This is a genomic window from Pseudomonas sp. Z3-8, assembly GCF_051131975.1.
In the GTDB taxonomy this organism is placed as follows: domain Bacteria; phylum Pseudomonadota; class Gammaproteobacteria; order Pseudomonadales; family Pseudomonadaceae; genus Aquipseudomonas.
Genome location: NZ_CP071643.1, coordinates 2892584 through 2908928 on the forward strand (window position 1 = coordinate 2892584; position 16345 = coordinate 2908928).

Consider the following 16345-nt stretch of genomic DNA (forward strand, 5'->3'; position numbering starts at 1 on the left):
GGTAGCTTTAATTCGCCTTGCGCAATGCCGCATGCTGCGGATTGAACGTCCACACCGCCAGCAACGCAAACACCAGGCTCAGACCCACGCACATGGCCATCGCCAGCAGGTTGAATTGCCCATACAGGGCGAAGCGCACCAGCTCCACGCCGTGGGTGAACGGGTTCACCGCGCACAGCCAGTACAACCACGGACTGGCCTCGAGCATTTTCCACAGCGGGTACAGCGCCGAAGACAGGAAAAACATCGGGAAGATGACGAAGTTCATCACCCCGGCGAAGTTCTCCAACTGGCGGATCGCATTGGACAGCAACAAGCCGAGGGCACTGAGCATCAAGGCCACCAGCAGCAACGCCGGAAGCGCCAGCAGCAAGCCCGTGGCTGGAGGCTGGACGCCATACAACCAGGCGATGGCGAGAAAGGCATAGACCTGCAGCAGCGAGATCAGCGAAGTCGCGAGCAACTTGCTCGCCAACAGGAAGGCCCGGGGCAGGGGGCTGGTGAGCAGTACGCGCATGCTGCCCATTTCCCGGTCATAGACCATCGACAGTGAGCCCTGCATGCCGTTGAACAGCAGGATCATGCAGGCCAGCCCCGGCACGATGTACACCTCATAAGGAATGTAGGTGTCGTAGGGCGCGATGATCGCAATGCCCAGGGCGGCCCGGAAGCCGGCGGCGAACACCAGCAGCCATAACAACGGCCGTACCAGAGCACTGAGCAACCGCGTGCGTTGCAACACGAAGCGCAGCCATTCGCGCATCACGATGCCGCTGAAACATTGCCAATATGCATTCATGCGGCCACTCCCGGGGTGGTCAATCGATGGAAGGCCGAGCCGAGGCTGCCGCCATGTTCCAGGCTCACCGCCTCGGCGCGACCGCTGGCGACCAGCCGCCCCTGATGCACGATCAGCAAGTCATCGCGAGGCTGCACTTCGTCCAGCAGGTGCGTAGTCCAGAGCACGCTGATGCCCTGTTCGCGGCACAGTTGGCGGATATGCTCTCCAAGGGCGTGACGGCTGGCCGGATCGAGGCCGACACTCGGCTCATCGAGCAATAACAGGCGCGGCTCATGCAGCAGCGCGCGGGCAATTTCCACCCGGCGCCGATGCCCGCCGTTGAGGTTGCGCACCCGCTCGTGACGCCGTTCGGTCAGGTGCTGGCGAGCCAGTTCGAGCTCAATCCGGACGTCAGCCTTGCGCCGGGCAAAGCCGTGCAGCGCGAGGTGATAACGCAGGTTCTGTTCGACGCTCAGGTCCAGGTCCAGGGTGCTTTGCTGGAACACCACCCCCAACTGGCGCAAGGCCTGGCGTGGCGCGCCCTGCAACGAGTGGCCGCCGACCCGGATCTCGCCGCGTTGCACGTCGTACAGGCGCGTCAGCAAGGCAATCAGCGTCGACTTGCCGGCACCGTTGGGCCCGAGCAGCGCGGCGAAGCGTCCGGCGGGCAGGCTGAAGCTGATCTGGCGCAGGGCTTCGCGCGCGCCGTAGGCAAAGCTCAGGTCGCTGACCTCCAAGGCGTTCATGGCGTGACCACCACGCCCCACGGATAACGTCCGACTTTCACCGACTTGAGCACCTTGCGGCTCTGCACATCGATCACCGAGACATCGCCGCTGACGCCATTGGTTGCCAGCAGTTGCTTCTGGTCCGGGGTGAATGCCAACTGCCAGACCCGTCGACCCACCAGCAGGTAATCCAGCACTTCGAAGGTTTGCGCGTCGATCACCGCGACATGGTTGGCCGGGCCCAGGGCGACGAATGCCAGCTTGCCGTCGGCGCTGAGCTTGATGCCCACCGGTTGGACCTTGTCCGGGTGCACGCCCTTGATCTGGAAGGTCAGGGTCTTGAGTACCTGGCGGGTGGCGACGTCGAGAATGCTCAAGGTGCCGCCGATCTCGGCCGAGGCCCAGAGCTGCGTACCGTCGCGGTTGAATTCGACGAAGCGCGGCCGCTGGTCCACCAGGGTGTTGTCGGCCAATGTCTGGGTGCTGGTGTCGATCCAGTGCAGCATGTTGGTGGTCTCGCTGGTATTGACCGCCCACTTGCCATCGGGACTGACGGCCATGCCTTCGGGCTCGACGCCCACAGCGATCTGGCCGAGTACTTCGGAGGTTTCGGTGTCGATCACCGTGACCAGGGCATCGTCTTCGTTGGAGACATAGAGCCAGCGATCGTTGGGATGCAGGGCGAACTGTTCGGGGTCCTTGCCGGAGGGCAACTCCTTGATGATCTTGCGGGTGGCAACGTCCATCACCTGGACGCGATCCGAATCGCTGGCGCAGATGTACAGCAGGCGATTGTCATGGGACAGCAGCAGACCCCGAGGGCGCTGGCCCACCGGCAGGGTGTCGACGACTTCCAGGCTCTGCATATCGATCAGGCTCAGGCTGTTGTCTTTCTCGTTGGAGACCCAGGCGATGGCGGCGACGGCAGGGCCCGCCGCGATCAACGCAGCGCCGAAGGCGAGGATCTGGCAAAGCAGGGAGCGGCGCATGGCGTTTTCCTTGTTGTTGTTATTGATCAGGGGTAGCGGCAGCTGACTTCGGGCTGGTCGTAGCCCAGGCTGTCCATTTCGTTGCTGGGGTGCAGGAACCCGTCCTGGGGCGAGGTACTGACCAGGGCGCGTGGCTGGACCAGCGCAATCGGTTGGCGCAATTGGCCGTTCCAGGGGCGATAGCTGAGCTTGCGGCCCTTGAAACCGTCGAGCGGCAGTTGGTCGCCGAGGGCCAGTTGGCGGATGGCGAAAGGGTCATCCTGACGCAGTTTGCCGACGGCGGCGGCGATGCTGCGCACGGCGATCCAGGCGGCGAAGTCGCGGTCGTTCATCCAGCGCCCGGCCAAGGCTTCGAAGCGTTTTTGCAACTGCGCCGCACCGTAGGTCTCGACCGTCTTGTGCCAGCCGGTCGGGGTCAGTCCCTGGGTGCCGGCCACGGGACGCGGGTACCACGTCTGGTAGGGCACGTACTCGCCAAAATCGCCGCGCTCGTCGGCCACCAGCACCACGTCGTATTCGGCGGTCTGGGTGAACAACGGCATGTCGGCCTGGGCACTGCGGCGCTGGTCGTTGTCGAACTGCCAGGGTTTCTCGGCGACGATCTTCATGCCGAAACGCTTCATGGCCCGGCGCAGTGCGGCGGCGTAGGCCTGGTCTGCGGGTGTCTGGCCGACGATCAGCAAGGCGCGCTGCCATTTGCGCACAACGCTGAACTGGATCAGCGCATCGGCGAGTGTCGCCCGATCAGGCAGGGTGTGCAGCACGTTGCCCAGGCAGTCGCTGGTGCGCAGGCTGTCGTCGGGGCTGCCGGCGTTGAACAGCAGGCTGTCGGGCAGGGCGGCGCTGAGCTGGCGCAGGCTGGTAGCGGGTGCATTCACCACGAACAGCCGCAGGCCCCGATCGTGCTGGGCGCGGGCGGCCTGGAGCAGCGCTTCGGGGCTGTCTACGCTGGCGCTTTCGAGGCGGTAGTCGTGCTTGAGAAAACGTCCGGTGCTGTTGCTGTCGACAATCGCGAGCTCGGCGCCGCGCAACCCGGCATCGGTGGGTTCGGCAATCACATTGGACAGCAGCGGGCCGGGATCGGGGCGATAACCCAGGTAGCCGATGCGCACTTGCAACGCCACGGCATCGCCGGCCTGAGCGGTGGTCGTAGCCAGCAGATAAACCAGGGCAAAACGTGCGAGCCGGCGCATGACATCCTCCATTGCAGGTAGCGCCAGCATAGGAAGGCCAGGAGCGCGGGGAAATATGCAGAAAGTACCGCCGGGGCAGTACCAAGGTAGTAGCTCGGCGCGGGCGTCGGGGTTTTAGGATGGCGATAACGTCATTCATCAGGGAGCGGACGGATTGTGCGGATACTCAAGACGCTGCTGTTGCCGTTGTTGCTGATCCTGAGCCTGATCGGGGTTGACAGGCATAAGACCATCCCTGTGGGAGCGAGCTTGCTCGCGATAGCGGTGGTTCAGCCGACCTTGATGTTGGATGTGCCGCCGTCATCGCGAGCAAGCTCGCTCCCACAGGATGTCGGTGTCCCACAGAGGGTCGGTGTCCCACACGGGGCCGGTTCAGACCAGGGATCGGGGCGCTAGCCATGTCTGCCCTCTGGCGAATCAACCTCTGGGTCACGGTGTTCTTTGCCCTGGTCGCCGTGGCCTGCGCAACGCTGCTGCTGCACCAGGCCACCGCCGATGTGCAGCGCGAACTGCAATCGGCCGAGTCGGTGGTGCATTACCTGCGCGAAACCGCCGAGCGCGACCCGACCAGCCTTCAATCGCGGCTCACCGGCAGCCTGCGTCACGTGCGGGTGCATTGGCTGGCGCCTGGGGAGAACGCCCCGGCGAACGATCCCGGGTTGCAGGCCTGGCTGGGTCGCCAACTGTTGGCCGAAGGCCCGGCTGCGCAGATGGTGGTCCTGCAGGATGGCCGTCGGGCCTGGATTGCTGTCGACCCACGGGATGAAATCGACGAGATCCTCGATTCCCTGGCGCAACTGTTCGGCGTCTGCCTGATGGCACTCCTCGTCAGTTTGCTGGTGATTCGCTGGGCGGTGCGCCGGGGCGTGCGTTTGCTGGATGAATTGCTCCACGCAATGCGCCAGGTATCCGCCGGGGACTTGCAGGTCAGCCTGCGCACCGAAGGCGTTTCGGAAGCCCAGCAGTTGGCGGAGCATTTCAATCGGATGACCGCCGCGCTGGCCCAGACCCGCGCGGACAACACCCGGCTGACCCGGGCACTGCTGGCAGTGCAGGAGCAGGAGCGCACGCGCCTGGCGCAGACGCTGCACGATGACCTCGGCCAATACGTGGCCGGTATTCGCGCACGGGCCTGTCTGCTGCGCCTGCTCATCCATCAGCCGCCAGCCTTGGAGCAGACGGCAAACGAACTGGAAGAACACTGCGATCACCTGCAACAAGGCTTTCGCGCGTTGGTCCACGACTTGTATCCGGTGGTGCTGCAGCACCTGCCGTTGTGCGAGGCCATCGGGCTGCTCGCGAGGCAGTGGCAGGACAGACACGGGATCGCCTGTCAGGTGCGAGTCGATGGAGCGTCGCCTTCGATAACCGGGCCTGACAAGGCCCACCTCTATCGGCTGTTGCAGGAAGCACTGACCAACATCGCCCGGCACGCCAACGCCAGTCAGGTACGGATTCGCTTGCAGCACCGCAGCGGCCGCCTGCGCCTGCTGGTGCGCGATAACGGACGTGGCGCGCAGCAACCGGCCCGGGCGGGTGTCGGCCTGCATTCGATGGCCGAACGGGCCCGCAGCCTTGGTGGTGAGCTGCGCATCATCAGCCAGCCCGGCGCCGGGTGGGCGCTGGCCTTGAACATTCCCCTGGAGGCTTCATGAACATCTTGTTGGTGGACGATCACGCTGTGGTTCGGCAAGGTTACGCCAGCCTGTTGCGAGCGTTGATGCCGGAACTGCTGGTGCGCGAAGCGGCCTCGGGCGAAGAAGCGTTGAGCCAGGTGCAGGAACAGGTGCCGAACCTGGTGATCATGGACTTCGGCCTGCCGGGCATCAGCGGCCTGGAAACCACCCGCCGCCTGCGTCAACGCTTGCCGCAACTGCGCGTGCTGTTTTTCAGCATGCACGACGAACTGCCATTGGTGCGCCAGGCGCTGGACGCCGGCGCAGCGGGTTACCTGACCAAAAATTCGGCACCGCAAATATTGTTGGAGGCGGTGCGCCGGGTGCTGGCCGGCCATGCCTATATCGAGCAGGCGCTGGCGACCCAACTGGCCTGCGCCAGCAGCCGGCCCGATGCGGATCCGCGTCTGCAATCGATGACCCAGCGCGAACTGGAGATCTTCGTCATGCTCGCCAGGGGCACCCCGGCGCGGACCATCGCCGAACAGCTGTGCATCAGCGCCAAGACCGTGTCCAACCATCTGACGCTGCTCAAGAGCAAGCTGCAGGTCAGTTCCCATGCCGAACTGGTCCACCTGGGAATCGATATGGGCGTGGTGCGGGTGGCTGGGTGAAATGCTGATCCCCGTGGCGAGGGAGCTTGCTCCCGCTGGGCTGCGAAGCAGCCCCAACAAGCTCGATTCAATGAACCTGACATTCCGAGGTGTCTGGTTTTGGGGGCGCTTCGCACCCCAGCGGGAGCAAGCTCCCTCGCCACGGTCTCAGTGATCCCAACTTGTGGGGCAACCGATGCAGTCCTGCATATTCGCATCCTGGAAATTCCCGTAATGCTGGCGCGAGCCACTCAGGTTGGCCTGTTCCAGGTTGCTTTCAGCGAGCTTGACCTCTTGCAGGTTGGCATCGCGCAGGTCGGCGCCCTTGAGGTCGGCCTTGCTCAGCCAGGCCATCTCCAGGTCGGCGGCTTGCAGGTTGGCCTCGTGCAAGCGAGCCCCGGACAAACGGGCGAACTGTAGGTAGGCACCGCTCAGGTCGGCCCGCTGGAACTGTGCGCCCTGGGCGAACAGCCCCCATCCCTGGATTGCCTTGAGCGTGGCGCCGCTGAAATCCGCCAGGCGCAGGTTGCTCTGTTGCAGGCTGGCACGGTTAAGGTTGGCGCCCTGGAGCTGCGCCTTTTCAAGGTTGGCCAGGTCCAGCCGCGCATGACGCAGGTCGGCATCGCGCAAGTCGGCACCGGCGAGATTCATCTTGCGCAGGTCCTGGCTCGCCAGGTTGGCGCCCCGCAGGTTAGCGCCAGGGCATTGACTGGATTCGGCGATGAGGCAGCCGTTGATGGTCAGAGGGGTGTCGTCGGCGTTGGCACCGGCGGCGAGGAGCAGAAGCAGCAAGGGCAGTGGTTTCATGGCCTACACTCGGCAAGTGTGGGAGCGAGCTTGCTCGCGATAGCGCAGTGTCAGTCAACATAAATATCGACTGAACGACCGCCATCGCGAGCAAGCTCGCTCCCACAGGGGTTGTGGTGGGGGCAGGGCTCAGGTTGGGTCAGGGTTATTTCTGCGCCGTCGCTTTATCCCAACTCGGAATCTTGAACACCCAGAACGACCCGCCCTGGGCCACCGGTTTGGTCAGTTCGGCCATGTCGCCGCCCCACAACGGCACGGCGCCGCCATAACCGACGGTCACGCCGATGTACTGCTCGCCGTCCTGTTCCCAGGTGATGGGCGGGGAGACGATGCCGCTGCCGGTCTGGAACTTCCATAGCTCCTCGCCGGTTTTCGCGTCGAAGGCCTTGAAGAAGCCGTCACCGGTGCCGGTGAACACCAGGTTGCCCTTGGTTGCCAGCACACCGGCCCACAACGGCAGCGGCTCCTTGTGCTCCCACACCACCTTGCCGGTGGTGGGGTTCATCGCCCGCAGGCTGCCGACGTGATCGTCGTACATGCGCTTGATGCGAAAACCCATGCCCAGGTAGGCCGAGCCTTTTTTGTAGCTGACCTCCTCGGTCCAGTACTCCTCCTTCCACTGGTTGCCTGGCACATAGAACAGCCCGGTGTCCTGGCTGTACGCCATGGGGTTCCAGTTCTTGCCACCCAGGAACGGCGGCGAAACCTCCACCGGTTTACCCTTGGTTTCGCCTGGCAACGGCTTGGCCGGACGCTGGCCGGGGTTCTCCACGGGACGCCCGGTCTTCAGGTCGATGTGGCTGGCCCAGGTGATGTTGTCGACGAAGGGGAACGCGTTCTGCAGCTTGCCGTTGTTGCGATCCACCACGTAGAAAAAACCGTTGCGGTCGGCGTGGGCGGTGGCCTTCACCTGTTTGCCGTCCTTGTCCTTGTAGTCGAACAGCACCAGCTCGTTGTTGCCGGAGAAATCCCAGGCGTCATTGGGCGTGTGCTGGTAGAACCACTTCACTTCGCCAGTGCTTGGATCGACTCCCACCTGGCCCGAGGTGTAGAGGCTGTCGTAGTCATGCGGGTTGCCGTCCTTGGCGGTGCGCGCCCAGGTGTTCCAGGGACCGGGGTTGCCCGCGCCGACGATGATGGTATTGGTCTCGGGGTCGAAACTGGCGCTCTGCCAAGGCGCGCCGCCACCGTGGCTCCAGGCCTCGACCTTACCGGTCTCGGTGGTTTTGTCGTCAGGCCAGGAGGGCGCCTTGACGTCGCCGGTCGGCGTGCTGTCCTTGCCGTTGAGGCGGCCCATGTGGCCTTCGACAAACGGCCGCATCCAGACTTCTTCACCGGTGTCCGGGTCGCGGGCGAACAATTGCCCGACGACACCGAACTCGTCGCCGGAGCTGCCGTGGATCAGCAGGACCTTGCCGCTGGCCTGGTCCTTGATCAGCACCGGGGCGCCGGTCATGGTGTAGCCGCCGGCGTGGTCGCCGAACTTCTTGTTCCAGACCACCTTGCCGGTGTTCTTGTCCAGGGCAACCACCCGTGCGTCCAGAGTCCCGAAGTAGATCTTGTCGCCATAAATGGCCGCGCCACGGTTCACCACATCGCAGCACGGCCGGATGTTGTCCGGCAGGCGGTGGTTGTAGGTCCACAGGCGTTTGCCGGTCCGGGCGTCGAGGGCGAACACCCGCGAGTAGGATCCGGTGACATACACCACGCCGTCACTGACGATCGCCTGGGATTCCTGGCCGCGTTGTTTTTCGTCGCCGAACGAGTAGGACCAGGCAGGGGTGAGCTTGAACACGTTCTTGTCGTTGACCTGGGCCAGCGGGCTCCAGCGCTGGGCGTTGGTGCCCATGCCGTATTGCAGCACGTCCTTCGTCGTCAGGTGATCGTTGGCGATGTCTTCCCAGGTGACGGCGGCGTGCGCCTGCGGACCCAGGGACAGGCCGCCGGCGAGCAGCAAGGCAACGCTCAGGGAGGAGAGGGCAGGTAGCGTTTTTATTGTCATGGTGGGATTTCCCAGTGAGGTTTTGGCCTGACTAGGGTCAGGTGCCTGCACCCGTGTCGGATACGGAAAAAGTCCCGCCCTTGCCGGGAAGATTTCCCAAACCGCCTGTCTTTGCGACTTGCGTCGGATGGCCCGCTACCAAGGAACTAGATCCCGGCCACCAAAGCAGCATTCGGCCGGCGGCGGGCGCTTCCTAAGATGACGGCACGGCCTCTGCGAAGAGGTCTTGCGTGCAATTTCGAGGGCATAACAATGACAACAAAACGCAACGCCATCATCGCTAGCGCATTGCTGATAGGGCTGACTGGCGCAGGCTCGGCATGGGCCCATGGCAACGTAGTGCCCCAGGCAGTGGAAACCCAAGGGCTGACGCCGATCAAGGACACCAACCTGCCGTTGGATGCCGACGGCTGGGCGGCACAAAACCCCTATCGCAATTCTCCCGAACGCGAAAAAGCCGTGGAAATCGGCGCCTCGGCCTACAACCAGAACTGCGCGGCCTGCCATGGCCTTGAGGCCAAGTCCGGCGGTATCGCCCCGGACTTGCGCATGCTCGACGCCGCCGAGGCTGGCGATGAATGGTTTGTCGAACGCGTGCGCCATGGCGCGGTGCGCGATGGCCGGGTGTATATGCCCAAAATGGCCGATTACCTGAGCCAGGAAGCGCTGTGGGCGGTGCGTACCTACCTGGACAGCGTGCACGTCGAGGAGTGATCGTCATGCGCCTGTTCGCGTGGGTGATGTGCAGCCTGCTGCTGTGTGGCCAGGCGGTGCAGGCGCAGGTGCGCAGCTATGACCAGATGATCGCCGCCGGTGAGTTGAAGGTCGCGGTCTACAAGGATTTTGCCCCCTACAGCTTTGAAGACCAGGGCCAGCCGCGGGGCGTTGACGTGGAGCTGGCGCAGGCCCTGGCCAAGGCCCTGGGGGTACGGCTGAAATTGCTCTGGGCACCGCCCGGCGAGAAGCTCGACGACGACTTGCGCGACTACATCTGGCGCAGCAGTCCGCTGCACGATCGACAACTGGCCGATCTGATGATGCGAGTGCCTTATGACCATGACTATGTGCAAAGGCGCAACGACGTTGGCGAGCTGGAGAACGCCCAGGTCGTGATGTTCGGTCCGTATCAGCAGGAATGCTGGCAAGTGGCGTACGACCGGCGTCGACTGGACTCGGTGGGCAGCGTTGCGGTGTTCCAGCAACACCCCATTGGCGTTGAAGTCGACAGCGTGCCGTCGTTCTACCTGACGTCCGTGTTCAACGGCATGCTCAGTGCCCAGACCCGCCATTACCCCAGCGTTGCCAAGGCCTTCGGCGCCATGCAGGCCGGGGAGGTCGATGCCGTCATGGCGATGCGCGGGGAAATCGACTGGCAAGTGCACCGGACGGCTGATCCGCAATTGGCCCTGGCAGAGAACGCTTATCCGAACATGGGCAAGCAGCGCTGGGAAATCGGCATGGCCGTGCACGAAAGCAACCGGCAACTGGCCTATGCGGTGGAGGAAGCCTTGGAAGCGTTGATCCGCGACGGCAGCCTCAAGGCCGTGTATGCCCGCTATGGCCTGCGCTACGAAGTGCCGGACATGTATCAATAGGAGCGCAGCGATGAACTGGCGAGCGTGGGGCCTGCTGTGGTGTTGCCTGCCGTTGATGGCGAGCGCGATCGAGCCGGGAAAGGACCCGGTGCCTTCCGTGATGTGGGCTTTTTATCACAAGCAGCTACTGGCAGACGCGCCGTTCGTGTTCGACCAGCGAGTCCGGCTGCTGGCGCCACCGTTTGCCGAAGACGCGCGCCAAGTGCCGCTGGAAATCGATGCCCGCGCCTTTACCGGTGACGTCGTGCGTATATTGGCCTGGGCCGAACTGAACCCGCTGCCGAAGATTGTCGACTTCCAGCCCACGGAACGGGTGCTGCCCTGGCTGTCGATCCGTATTCGCATCGAGCTAGCCACTCCATTGCGTGCGGCGGTGCAGACCCGCGACGGGCTGTGGCACGTCGGTTCGACGCTGATCGACGCGGCGGGTGGCGGCTGCACCGCGCCCAGCGTCGTGCGCACCCAACCGGGCTGGGAGGAGCACTTAGGCGAAGTGCTGGGCGGTCGCTACCCGCGGGGCGATTCGAGTCGCCTGCGTCTGCAGGTTGCCCACCCCATGGACAACGGCCTGGTCAGCGGCATCCCGGAGTTTTTCATCAACCAGGCTCGGCTGCTGGAGGCCGACGGCAAGCTATTGGCGCGCCTGGAGCTGTTTCCGGCGGTCAGCGAAAACCCCTCCCTGGGCTTCGACATCCAGGGTCCGGGACAGACCCGCCTGTTGCTGCGCGACACCAGCGGCAACGAGTTCGACGCAGCCATTCCCTGACCACAAGGAGCACGCCATGCGCTGGTTGATGCTGATCTGTCTTGGGCTGTGCCTGCCGGCCTGGTCCGCCACCGAATATTCGCTCAAGCCACGGCAGATCGCCGAGGGCACATGGCTGCTGGAAGGCAGCACGGATAATTTTGCCAAGGCCAACGGCGGCAATATCGTCAATACCGCGTTCATCGTCACCGAGGCCGGCGTGGTGGTCATCGACACCGGACCGTCGAAGCGCTACGGCGAGGCGCTGCGCCAGGCCATCGCCGCAACGACTGACAAGCCGGTGGCTCAGGTGCTGCTGACTCATCATCACCCTGACCATGTATTGGGCAACCAGGCCTTCAGCGATGTGCCCATCGGGGCGCTGCCCGGCACCACCGATCTGCTGCGACAGCAGGGCGACGCGATGGCGGAAAACATGTACCGGCTGGTGGGCGACTGGATGCGCGGCACCGAGGTGGTGCTGCCGACGCAGGCGTTGAGCCCCGGCACGCTGCAGGTGGGTGAGCATTCGTTGCGCTTGCTGGCGCTGGCCGGGCATACCGGGGCGGACCTGGCGATCCTTGATGAAACCACGGGCGTGCTGTTCGCCGGCGACCTGGTGTTTTATGAGCGAGCGCTGACCACCCCGAACAGCCCCGGCCTTGAGGTATGGCTCAAGGATCTGGACACCTTGCAGGGCCTGCCATGGAAGCAGATCGTGCCGGGTCATGGTCCGCTGGCGGCGGATGCCCGGCCATTCGCGCAGATGCGCGACTACCTCGGCTGGCTCGACCAACTGATGCGCGACGGCGCGGCCCGGGGCGACGACATGGCCGAGATGATCCGTAGCCCCATCCCCGAGCGCTTCGCCGCGATCAGCCTGAGCCGTTATGAATTGATTCGCAGCGTCAGCCATCTTTACCCGCGTTATGAGCGGGCGGGGATGAGGCGGGTGGACACCCAAAACCCTGACTGATCACTCATCCCCGTGGCGAGGGAGCTTGCTCCCGCTGGGCTGCGCAGCAGCCCTTCTGTTGTCACCCTGGTTATCAATGTTGACCGGCTATCTTAGGGCCGCTGCGCGCCCCAGCGGGAGCAAGCTCCCTCGCCACGGGGGACATGTACCAAGGAACTAGAAAACTCAACATTGCGGGCAATTGTTGGCGACGGCGCCGAGCCCAAGAATCTGTGGCAGACCGGGAAAATTTCCCGGGTATAACAATAACCGCAGAGGTAGCCGTCATGACTCATCCCGCACGTCGCCAATCCTTCGCCGTGAGCCTGCTGCTCAGTGCCATGCTGCTGTCCGGCTCGGCCTTGGCCGCCGTGACCGACCAGGAAATTCTCCAGGACCCGAAAAACCCGCAGCAAATCGTGACCAACGGCCTCGGTGTGCAGGGCCAGCGCTATAGCCCGCTCGACACCCTCAACGTGAACAACGTCAAGGACCTGCGGCCGGTCTGGGCGTTTTCCTTCGGCGGCGAAAAACAGCGCGGCCAGCAAGCCCAGCCGATGATCAAGGACGGGGTGATGTACCTCACCGGCTCCTATTCGCGGGTGTTCGCGGTGGACGCACGTACCGGCAAGAAACTCTGGCAATACGATGCGCGCCTGCCCGACGACATCCGTCCCTGCTGCGACGTGATCAACCGTGGCGTGGCGCTGTATGGCGACCTGGTGTTCTTCGGCACGCTGGACGCCAAGCTGGTGGCCTTGAACAAGGACACCGGCAAGGTGGTGTGGAGCAAAAAAGTCGCTGACCACAAGGAAGGTTATTCCATCAGCGCCGCGCCCATGGTCGTCAATGGCAAGCTCATCACCGGCGTGGCGGGCGGCGAGTTTGGCGTGGTCGGGCAGATCAGCGCCTTCGACCCGAAAAACGGCGAACTGCTCTGGACGCGGCCGACCGTGGAAGGCCACATGGGCTACGTCTACAAGGACGGCAAGGCCGTGGAGAATGGTATCTCCGGCGGCGAGGCCGGCAAGACCTGGCCCGGCGATCTGTGGAAAACCGGCGGTGCCGCGCCTTGGCTGGGCGGTTACTACGATCCGGAAACCAACCTCCTATTGTTCGGTACCGGCAACCCGGCACCGTGGAACTCCCACCTGCGCCCTGGCGACAACCTCTATTCCTCGTCGCGCCTGGCGCTGAACCCGGACGACGGCACCATCAAGTGGCACTTCCAGAGCACGCCACACGACGGTTGGGACTACGACGGCGTCAATGAACTGATCTCGTTCAACTACAAGGACGGTGGCAAGGACATCAAGGCGGCGGCGACGGCCGACCGTAACGGTTTCTTCTACGTGCTCGACCGCACCAATGGCAAGTTCATCCGTGGTTTCCCGTTCGTCGACAAGATCACCTGGGCCTCCGGCTTGGACAAGGACGGGCGCCCGATCTACGTGGAGTCGAGCCGTCCGGGCGCACCGGGTAGCGAAGCCAAGGGGAGTTCGGTGTTCGTCGCCCCGGCGTTCCTCGGCGCGAAGAACTGGATGCCGATGGCCTATAACCAGGACACCGGTCTGTTCTACGTGCCGTCCAACGAGTGGGGCATGGACATCTGGAACGAGGGCATCGCCTACAAGAAAGGTGCGGCGTTCCTCGGGGCCGGGTTCACCATCAAGCCACTGAACGAGGATTACATCGGCGTGCTGCGGGCCATCGACCCGAAGACCGGCAAGGAAGTCTGGCGCCACAAGAACTTCGCGCCGCTGTGGGGCGGGGTGCTGACCACCAAGGGCAACCTGGTATTCACCGGTACGCCTGAGGGTTTCCTGCAAGCCTTCAACGCGAAGACCGGGGAGAAAGTCTGGGAATTCCAGACCGGTTCCGGCGTGCTCGGTTCGCCGATTACCTGGGAGATGGACGGCGAGCAGTACGTCTCGGTGGTCTCCGGCTGGGGCGGCGCGGTACCGCTGTGGGGCGGCGAGGTGGCCAAGCGCGTGAAGGACTTCAACCAGGGCGGCATGCTCTGGACGTTCAAGTTGCCGAAAGAATTGGTGGCCAAGCGCTGAGCTGAATTTTTATCCCCTGTAAATGCAAAACCTGTGGGAGCGAGCTTGCTCGCGATGGCGGCCGATCAGTCAACATCAATGCTGAATGTGCCGGCCTCATCGCGAGCAAGCTCGCTCCCACACAAAACACCATCCATCGGTAAGTCGCGGCATTACTACGACCAAATAACGAGAGCGCCCCCTGCCAATGACGCATTCGTCCATCGCGCGGGGCTCTCTACCATCGGCCTATCGCCTGTCCCGCGACAGGCATCGACCAGGCAGAGGCCCATCATGATTTACGCACAACCCGGAACCCCAGGCGCCGTCGTTTCCTTCAAACCGCGCTATGGCAATTTCATCGGCGGCGAATTCGTTCCGCCGGTCCACGCTGAGTACTTCACCAACACGTCGCCGGTCAACGGCGAAGTCATCGGCGAATTTCCGCGCTCCAGCGCCGCCGACATCGACAAGGCCCTCGACGCCGCCCATGCCGCTGCCGACGCCTGGGGCAAAACCTCGGTCCAGGATCGCTCCCTGGTGCTGTTGAAAATCGCCGACCGTATCGAGCAGAACCTGGAACTCCTCGCGGTCAGCGAGACCTGGGACAACGGCAAGGCCGTGCGCGAAACCCTCAATGCCGACGTACCGCTCGCGGCTGATCATTTCCGTTATTTCGCTGGCTGCATCCGCGCCCAGGAGGGTGGGGCCGCCGAAATCAACGAACTGACCACGGCCTACCATTTCCATGAACCGCTGGGCGTGGTCGGGCAGATCATCCCGTGGAACTTCCCGTTGTTGATGGCCGCCTGGAAACTCGCCCCGGCCCTGGCCGCCGGCAACTGCATCGTGCTCAAGCCGGCGGAGCAGACGCCGCTGTCGATCACCGTGTTCGCCGAACTGATCGCCGACCTGCTACCAGCCGGCGTCCTGAACATCGTCCATGGCTTCGGCCGCGAAGCCGGTGAAGCCCTGGCCACCAGCAAACGCATCGCCAAGATCGCCTTCACCGGTTCCACCCCGGTCGGCTCGCACATCATGAAATGCGCCGCCGAAAACATCATCCCGTCCACCGTGGAACTGGGAGGCAAGTCGCCGAACATCTTCTTCGAAGACATCATGCAGGCCGAACCGGCGTTCATCGAAAAAGCTGCCGAAGGCCTGGTGCTGGCATTCTTCAACCAGGGTGAAGTCTGCACCTGCCCATCCCGGGCGCTGGTCCAGGAGTCGATCTACGACGAATTCATGCAAGTGGTGCTGAAGAAGATCCAGCAGATCAAGCGCGGCAACCCGCTGGACACCGAAACCATGGTCGGCGCCCAGGCGTCCGAACAGCAGTACGACAAGATTCTTTCGTACCTGGACATCGCCCGGGAAGAGGGCGCCGAATTGCTCACCGGCGGCGCGGCGGAACGCCTTGAAGGCGACCTGTCGAGCGGCTATTACATCCAGCCGACCCTGCTCAAGGGCCACAACAAGATGCGCGTATTCCAGGAAGAAATCTTCGGGCCGGTGGTGGGCGTGACCACCTTCAAGGACGAAGCCGAAGCCCTGGCCATCGCCAACGACACCGAGTTCGGCCTCGGCGCCGGCCTCTGGACCCGCGACATCAACCGCGCCTACCGCATGGGCCGGGCAATCAAGGCCGGACGCGTCTGGACCAACTGCTACCACCTGTACCCGGCGCATGCCGCGTTTGGTGGCTACAAGAAGTCCGGCGTCGGGCGTGAGACGCACAAGATGATGCTCGACCATTATCAGCAGACCAAGAACCTGCTGGTGAGCTATGACGTCAATCCGTTGGGGTTCTTCTGATCCTCGCCGCATCAATTGACTGAGCCCTGTGGCGAGGGAGCTTGCTCCCGCTGGGCCGCGGAAGCGGCCCCCTTCTTCAAGGCAAAGCATTGACTGTGTAGCGGCTATTTTTGGGGCTGCTGCGCAGCCCAGCGGGAGCAAGCTCCCTCGCCACGGTAATCGCTGTTGCTAATACCAACGCACCCCGTGCACTCCTTCGAAAGTAGCATTCGGCCCCAGGCTGCCCCGTGCATTAATGAACCTGCCGGAATCGCCCGGTACAAGAAGAGGAAAGACCCATGTGGACTAAACCCGCGTATACCGACCTGCGTATCGGCTTTGAAGTGACGATGTACTTCGCCAACCGATGAGTGCCGGCCCGGCCTGACGCGTTCGGGCCGGGCTACCCATTGGTCGGATTGCATTCACGGCGCGATGCTTTAGG

15 protein-coding genes are annotated in these 16345 nt (G+C 63.6%); 9 read left to right on the forward strand and 6 right to left on the reverse strand.

Going from position 1 to position 16345, the window contains the following annotated elements; translation table 11 throughout:
• Positions 1–7 precede the first annotated feature (7 nt).
• Genes J3P94_RS13365 through J3P94_RS13380 form a run of 4 tightly spaced genes read right to left on the reverse strand, consistent with a single transcriptional unit; the run spans position 8 to position 3691 of the window.
• Entirely contained in the window at positions 8–799 is a 792-nt protein-coding gene (locus J3P94_RS13365; protein ID WP_434574004.1) for an ABC transporter permease, read from the reverse strand.
• Positions 796–1527 carry an ABC transporter ATP-binding protein gene (locus J3P94_RS13370; protein ID WP_434574006.1) on the reverse strand — a complete coding sequence of 244 codons (732 nt, stop codon included), beginning with the start codon at positions 1525–1527 and terminating at the stop codon, positions 796–798. The genes J3P94_RS13365 and J3P94_RS13370 overlap by 4 nt, the downstream gene beginning before the upstream one ends.
• Positions 1524–2498, reverse strand: a complete 975-nt coding sequence (locus J3P94_RS13375) for a YVTN family beta-propeller repeat protein (RefSeq protein WP_434574007.1) — start codon at positions 2496–2498, stop codon at positions 1524–1526. Before J3P94_RS13375 ends, J3P94_RS13370 begins: the two co-directional genes overlap by 4 nt.
• Before the next feature lie 26 nt (positions 2499–2524).
• Complete coding sequence (locus J3P94_RS13380; RefSeq protein WP_434574008.1) at positions 2525–3691, reverse strand: ABC transporter substrate-binding protein; 1167 nt, start codon at positions 3689–3691, stop codon at positions 2525–2527.
• A gap of 398 nt (positions 3692–4089) precedes the next feature.
• On the opposite strand from J3P94_RS13380, the gene J3P94_RS13385 reads away from it, so the two are divergent.
• Positions 4090–5346, forward strand: coding sequence for a histidine kinase (locus J3P94_RS13385; protein ID WP_434574009.1), 1257 nt, complete (start codon positions 4090–4092; stop codon positions 5344–5346).
• Positions 5343–5981 (forward strand): response regulator, encoded by a 639-nt coding sequence (locus tag J3P94_RS13390; RefSeq protein WP_434574010.1) that lies wholly within the window; start codon positions 5343–5345, stop codon positions 5979–5981. The genes J3P94_RS13385 and J3P94_RS13390 overlap by 4 nt, the downstream gene beginning before the upstream one ends.
• A gap of 147 nt (positions 5982–6128) precedes the next feature.
• Here J3P94_RS13390 and J3P94_RS13395 read toward each other — a convergent pair whose 3' ends face one another.
• Positions 6129–6767 (reverse strand): pentapeptide repeat-containing protein, encoded by a 639-nt coding sequence (locus tag J3P94_RS13395; protein ID WP_434574011.1) that lies wholly within the window; start codon positions 6765–6767, stop codon positions 6129–6131.
• Positions 6768–6912: 145 nt separating this feature from the next.
• Positions 6913–8769 (reverse strand): quinoprotein ethanol dehydrogenase, encoded by a 1857-nt coding sequence (exaA, locus tag J3P94_RS13400; RefSeq protein ID WP_434574012.1) that lies wholly within the window; start codon positions 8767–8769, stop codon positions 6913–6915.
• A 252-nt stretch (positions 8770–9021) separates the two neighbouring features.
• Here exaA and pedF point away from each other — a divergent pair, with 252 nt between their 5' ends.
• The 7 genes from pedF (at position 9022) to pqqA (ending at position 16271) form a co-directional block, all read left to right on the forward strand.
• Positions 9022–9483, forward strand: coding sequence for a cytochrome c-550 PedF (gene pedF, locus J3P94_RS13405; RefSeq protein ID WP_434574013.1), 462 nt, complete (start codon positions 9022–9024; stop codon positions 9481–9483).
• Positions 9484–9488: 5 nt separating this feature from the next.
• Complete coding sequence (locus J3P94_RS13410; protein ID WP_434574014.1) at positions 9489–10364, forward strand: substrate-binding periplasmic protein; 876 nt, start codon at positions 9489–9491, stop codon at positions 10362–10364.
• A gap of 10 nt (positions 10365–10374) precedes the next feature.
• On the forward strand, positions 10375–11130 hold the full coding sequence (locus J3P94_RS13415; RefSeq protein WP_434574015.1) for a quinoprotein dehydrogenase-associated SoxYZ-like carrier: 756 nt from the start codon (positions 10375–10377) through the stop codon (positions 11128–11130).
• Between the two features lie 16 nt (positions 11131–11146).
• Positions 11147–12085, forward strand: a complete 939-nt coding sequence (locus J3P94_RS13420; protein WP_434574017.1) for a quinoprotein relay system zinc metallohydrolase 1 — start codon at positions 11147–11149, stop codon at positions 12083–12085.
• Positions 12086–12351: 266 nt separating this feature from the next.
• Positions 12352–14127 carry a PQQ-dependent methanol/ethanol family dehydrogenase gene (locus J3P94_RS13425; protein WP_434574018.1) on the forward strand — a complete coding sequence of 592 codons (1776 nt, stop codon included), beginning with the start codon at positions 12352–12354 and terminating at the stop codon, positions 14125–14127.
• Positions 14128–14400: 273 nt separating this feature from the next.
• Positions 14401–15921 (forward strand): acetaldehyde dehydrogenase ExaC, encoded by a 1521-nt coding sequence (gene exaC / locus J3P94_RS13430; RefSeq protein WP_434574020.1) that lies wholly within the window; start codon positions 14401–14403, stop codon positions 15919–15921.
• A 278-nt stretch (positions 15922–16199) separates the two neighbouring features.
• Positions 16200–16271, forward strand: a complete 72-nt coding sequence (pqqA, locus tag J3P94_RS13435) for a pyrroloquinoline quinone precursor peptide PqqA (RefSeq protein WP_003243383.1) — start codon at positions 16200–16202, stop codon at positions 16269–16271.
• The last annotated feature ends 74 nt before the right edge of the window (positions 16272–16345 follow it).

Bases quoted from the DNA above. Each gene is read 5' to 3' on its own strand.
- J3P94_RS13365 (WP_434574004.1), bottom strand. From the start codon at position 799: ATGAATGCATATTGGCAATGTTTCAGCGGCATCGTGATGCGCGAATGG.
- J3P94_RS13370 (WP_434574006.1), bottom strand. From the start codon at position 1,527: ATGAACGCCTTGGAGGTCAGCGACCTGAGCTTTGCCTACGGCGCGCGC.
- J3P94_RS13375 (WP_434574007.1), bottom strand. From the start codon at position 2,498: ATGCGCCGCTCCCTGCTTTGCCAGATCCTCGCCTTCGGCGCTGCGTTG.
- J3P94_RS13380 (WP_434574008.1), bottom strand. From the start codon at position 3,691: ATGCGCCGGCTCGCACGTTTTGCCCTGGTTTATCTGCTGGCTACGACC.
- J3P94_RS13385 (WP_434574009.1), top strand. From the start codon at position 4,090: ATGTCTGCCCTCTGGCGAATCAACCTCTGGGTCACGGTGTTCTTTGCC.
- J3P94_RS13390 (WP_434574010.1), top strand. From the start codon at position 5,343: ATGAACATCTTGTTGGTGGACGATCACGCTGTGGTTCGGCAAGGTTAC.
- J3P94_RS13395 (WP_434574011.1), bottom strand. From the start codon at position 6,767: ATGAAACCACTGCCCTTGCTGCTTCTGCTCCTCGCCGCCGGTGCCAAC.
- exaA (WP_434574012.1), bottom strand. From the start codon at position 8,769: ATGACAATAAAAACGCTACCTGCCCTCTCCTCCCTGAGCGTTGCCTTG.
- pedF (WP_434574013.1), top strand. From the start codon at position 9,022: ATGACAACAAAACGCAACGCCATCATCGCTAGCGCATTGCTGATAGGG.
- J3P94_RS13410 (WP_434574014.1), top strand. From the start codon at position 9,489: ATGCGCCTGTTCGCGTGGGTGATGTGCAGCCTGCTGCTGTGTGGCCAG.
- J3P94_RS13415 (WP_434574015.1), top strand. From the start codon at position 10,375: ATGAACTGGCGAGCGTGGGGCCTGCTGTGGTGTTGCCTGCCGTTGATG.
- J3P94_RS13420 (WP_434574017.1), top strand. From the start codon at position 11,147: ATGCGCTGGTTGATGCTGATCTGTCTTGGGCTGTGCCTGCCGGCCTGG.
- J3P94_RS13425 (WP_434574018.1), top strand. From the start codon at position 12,352: ATGACTCATCCCGCACGTCGCCAATCCTTCGCCGTGAGCCTGCTGCTC.
- exaC (WP_434574020.1), top strand. From the start codon at position 14,401: ATGATTTACGCACAACCCGGAACCCCAGGCGCCGTCGTTTCCTTCAAA.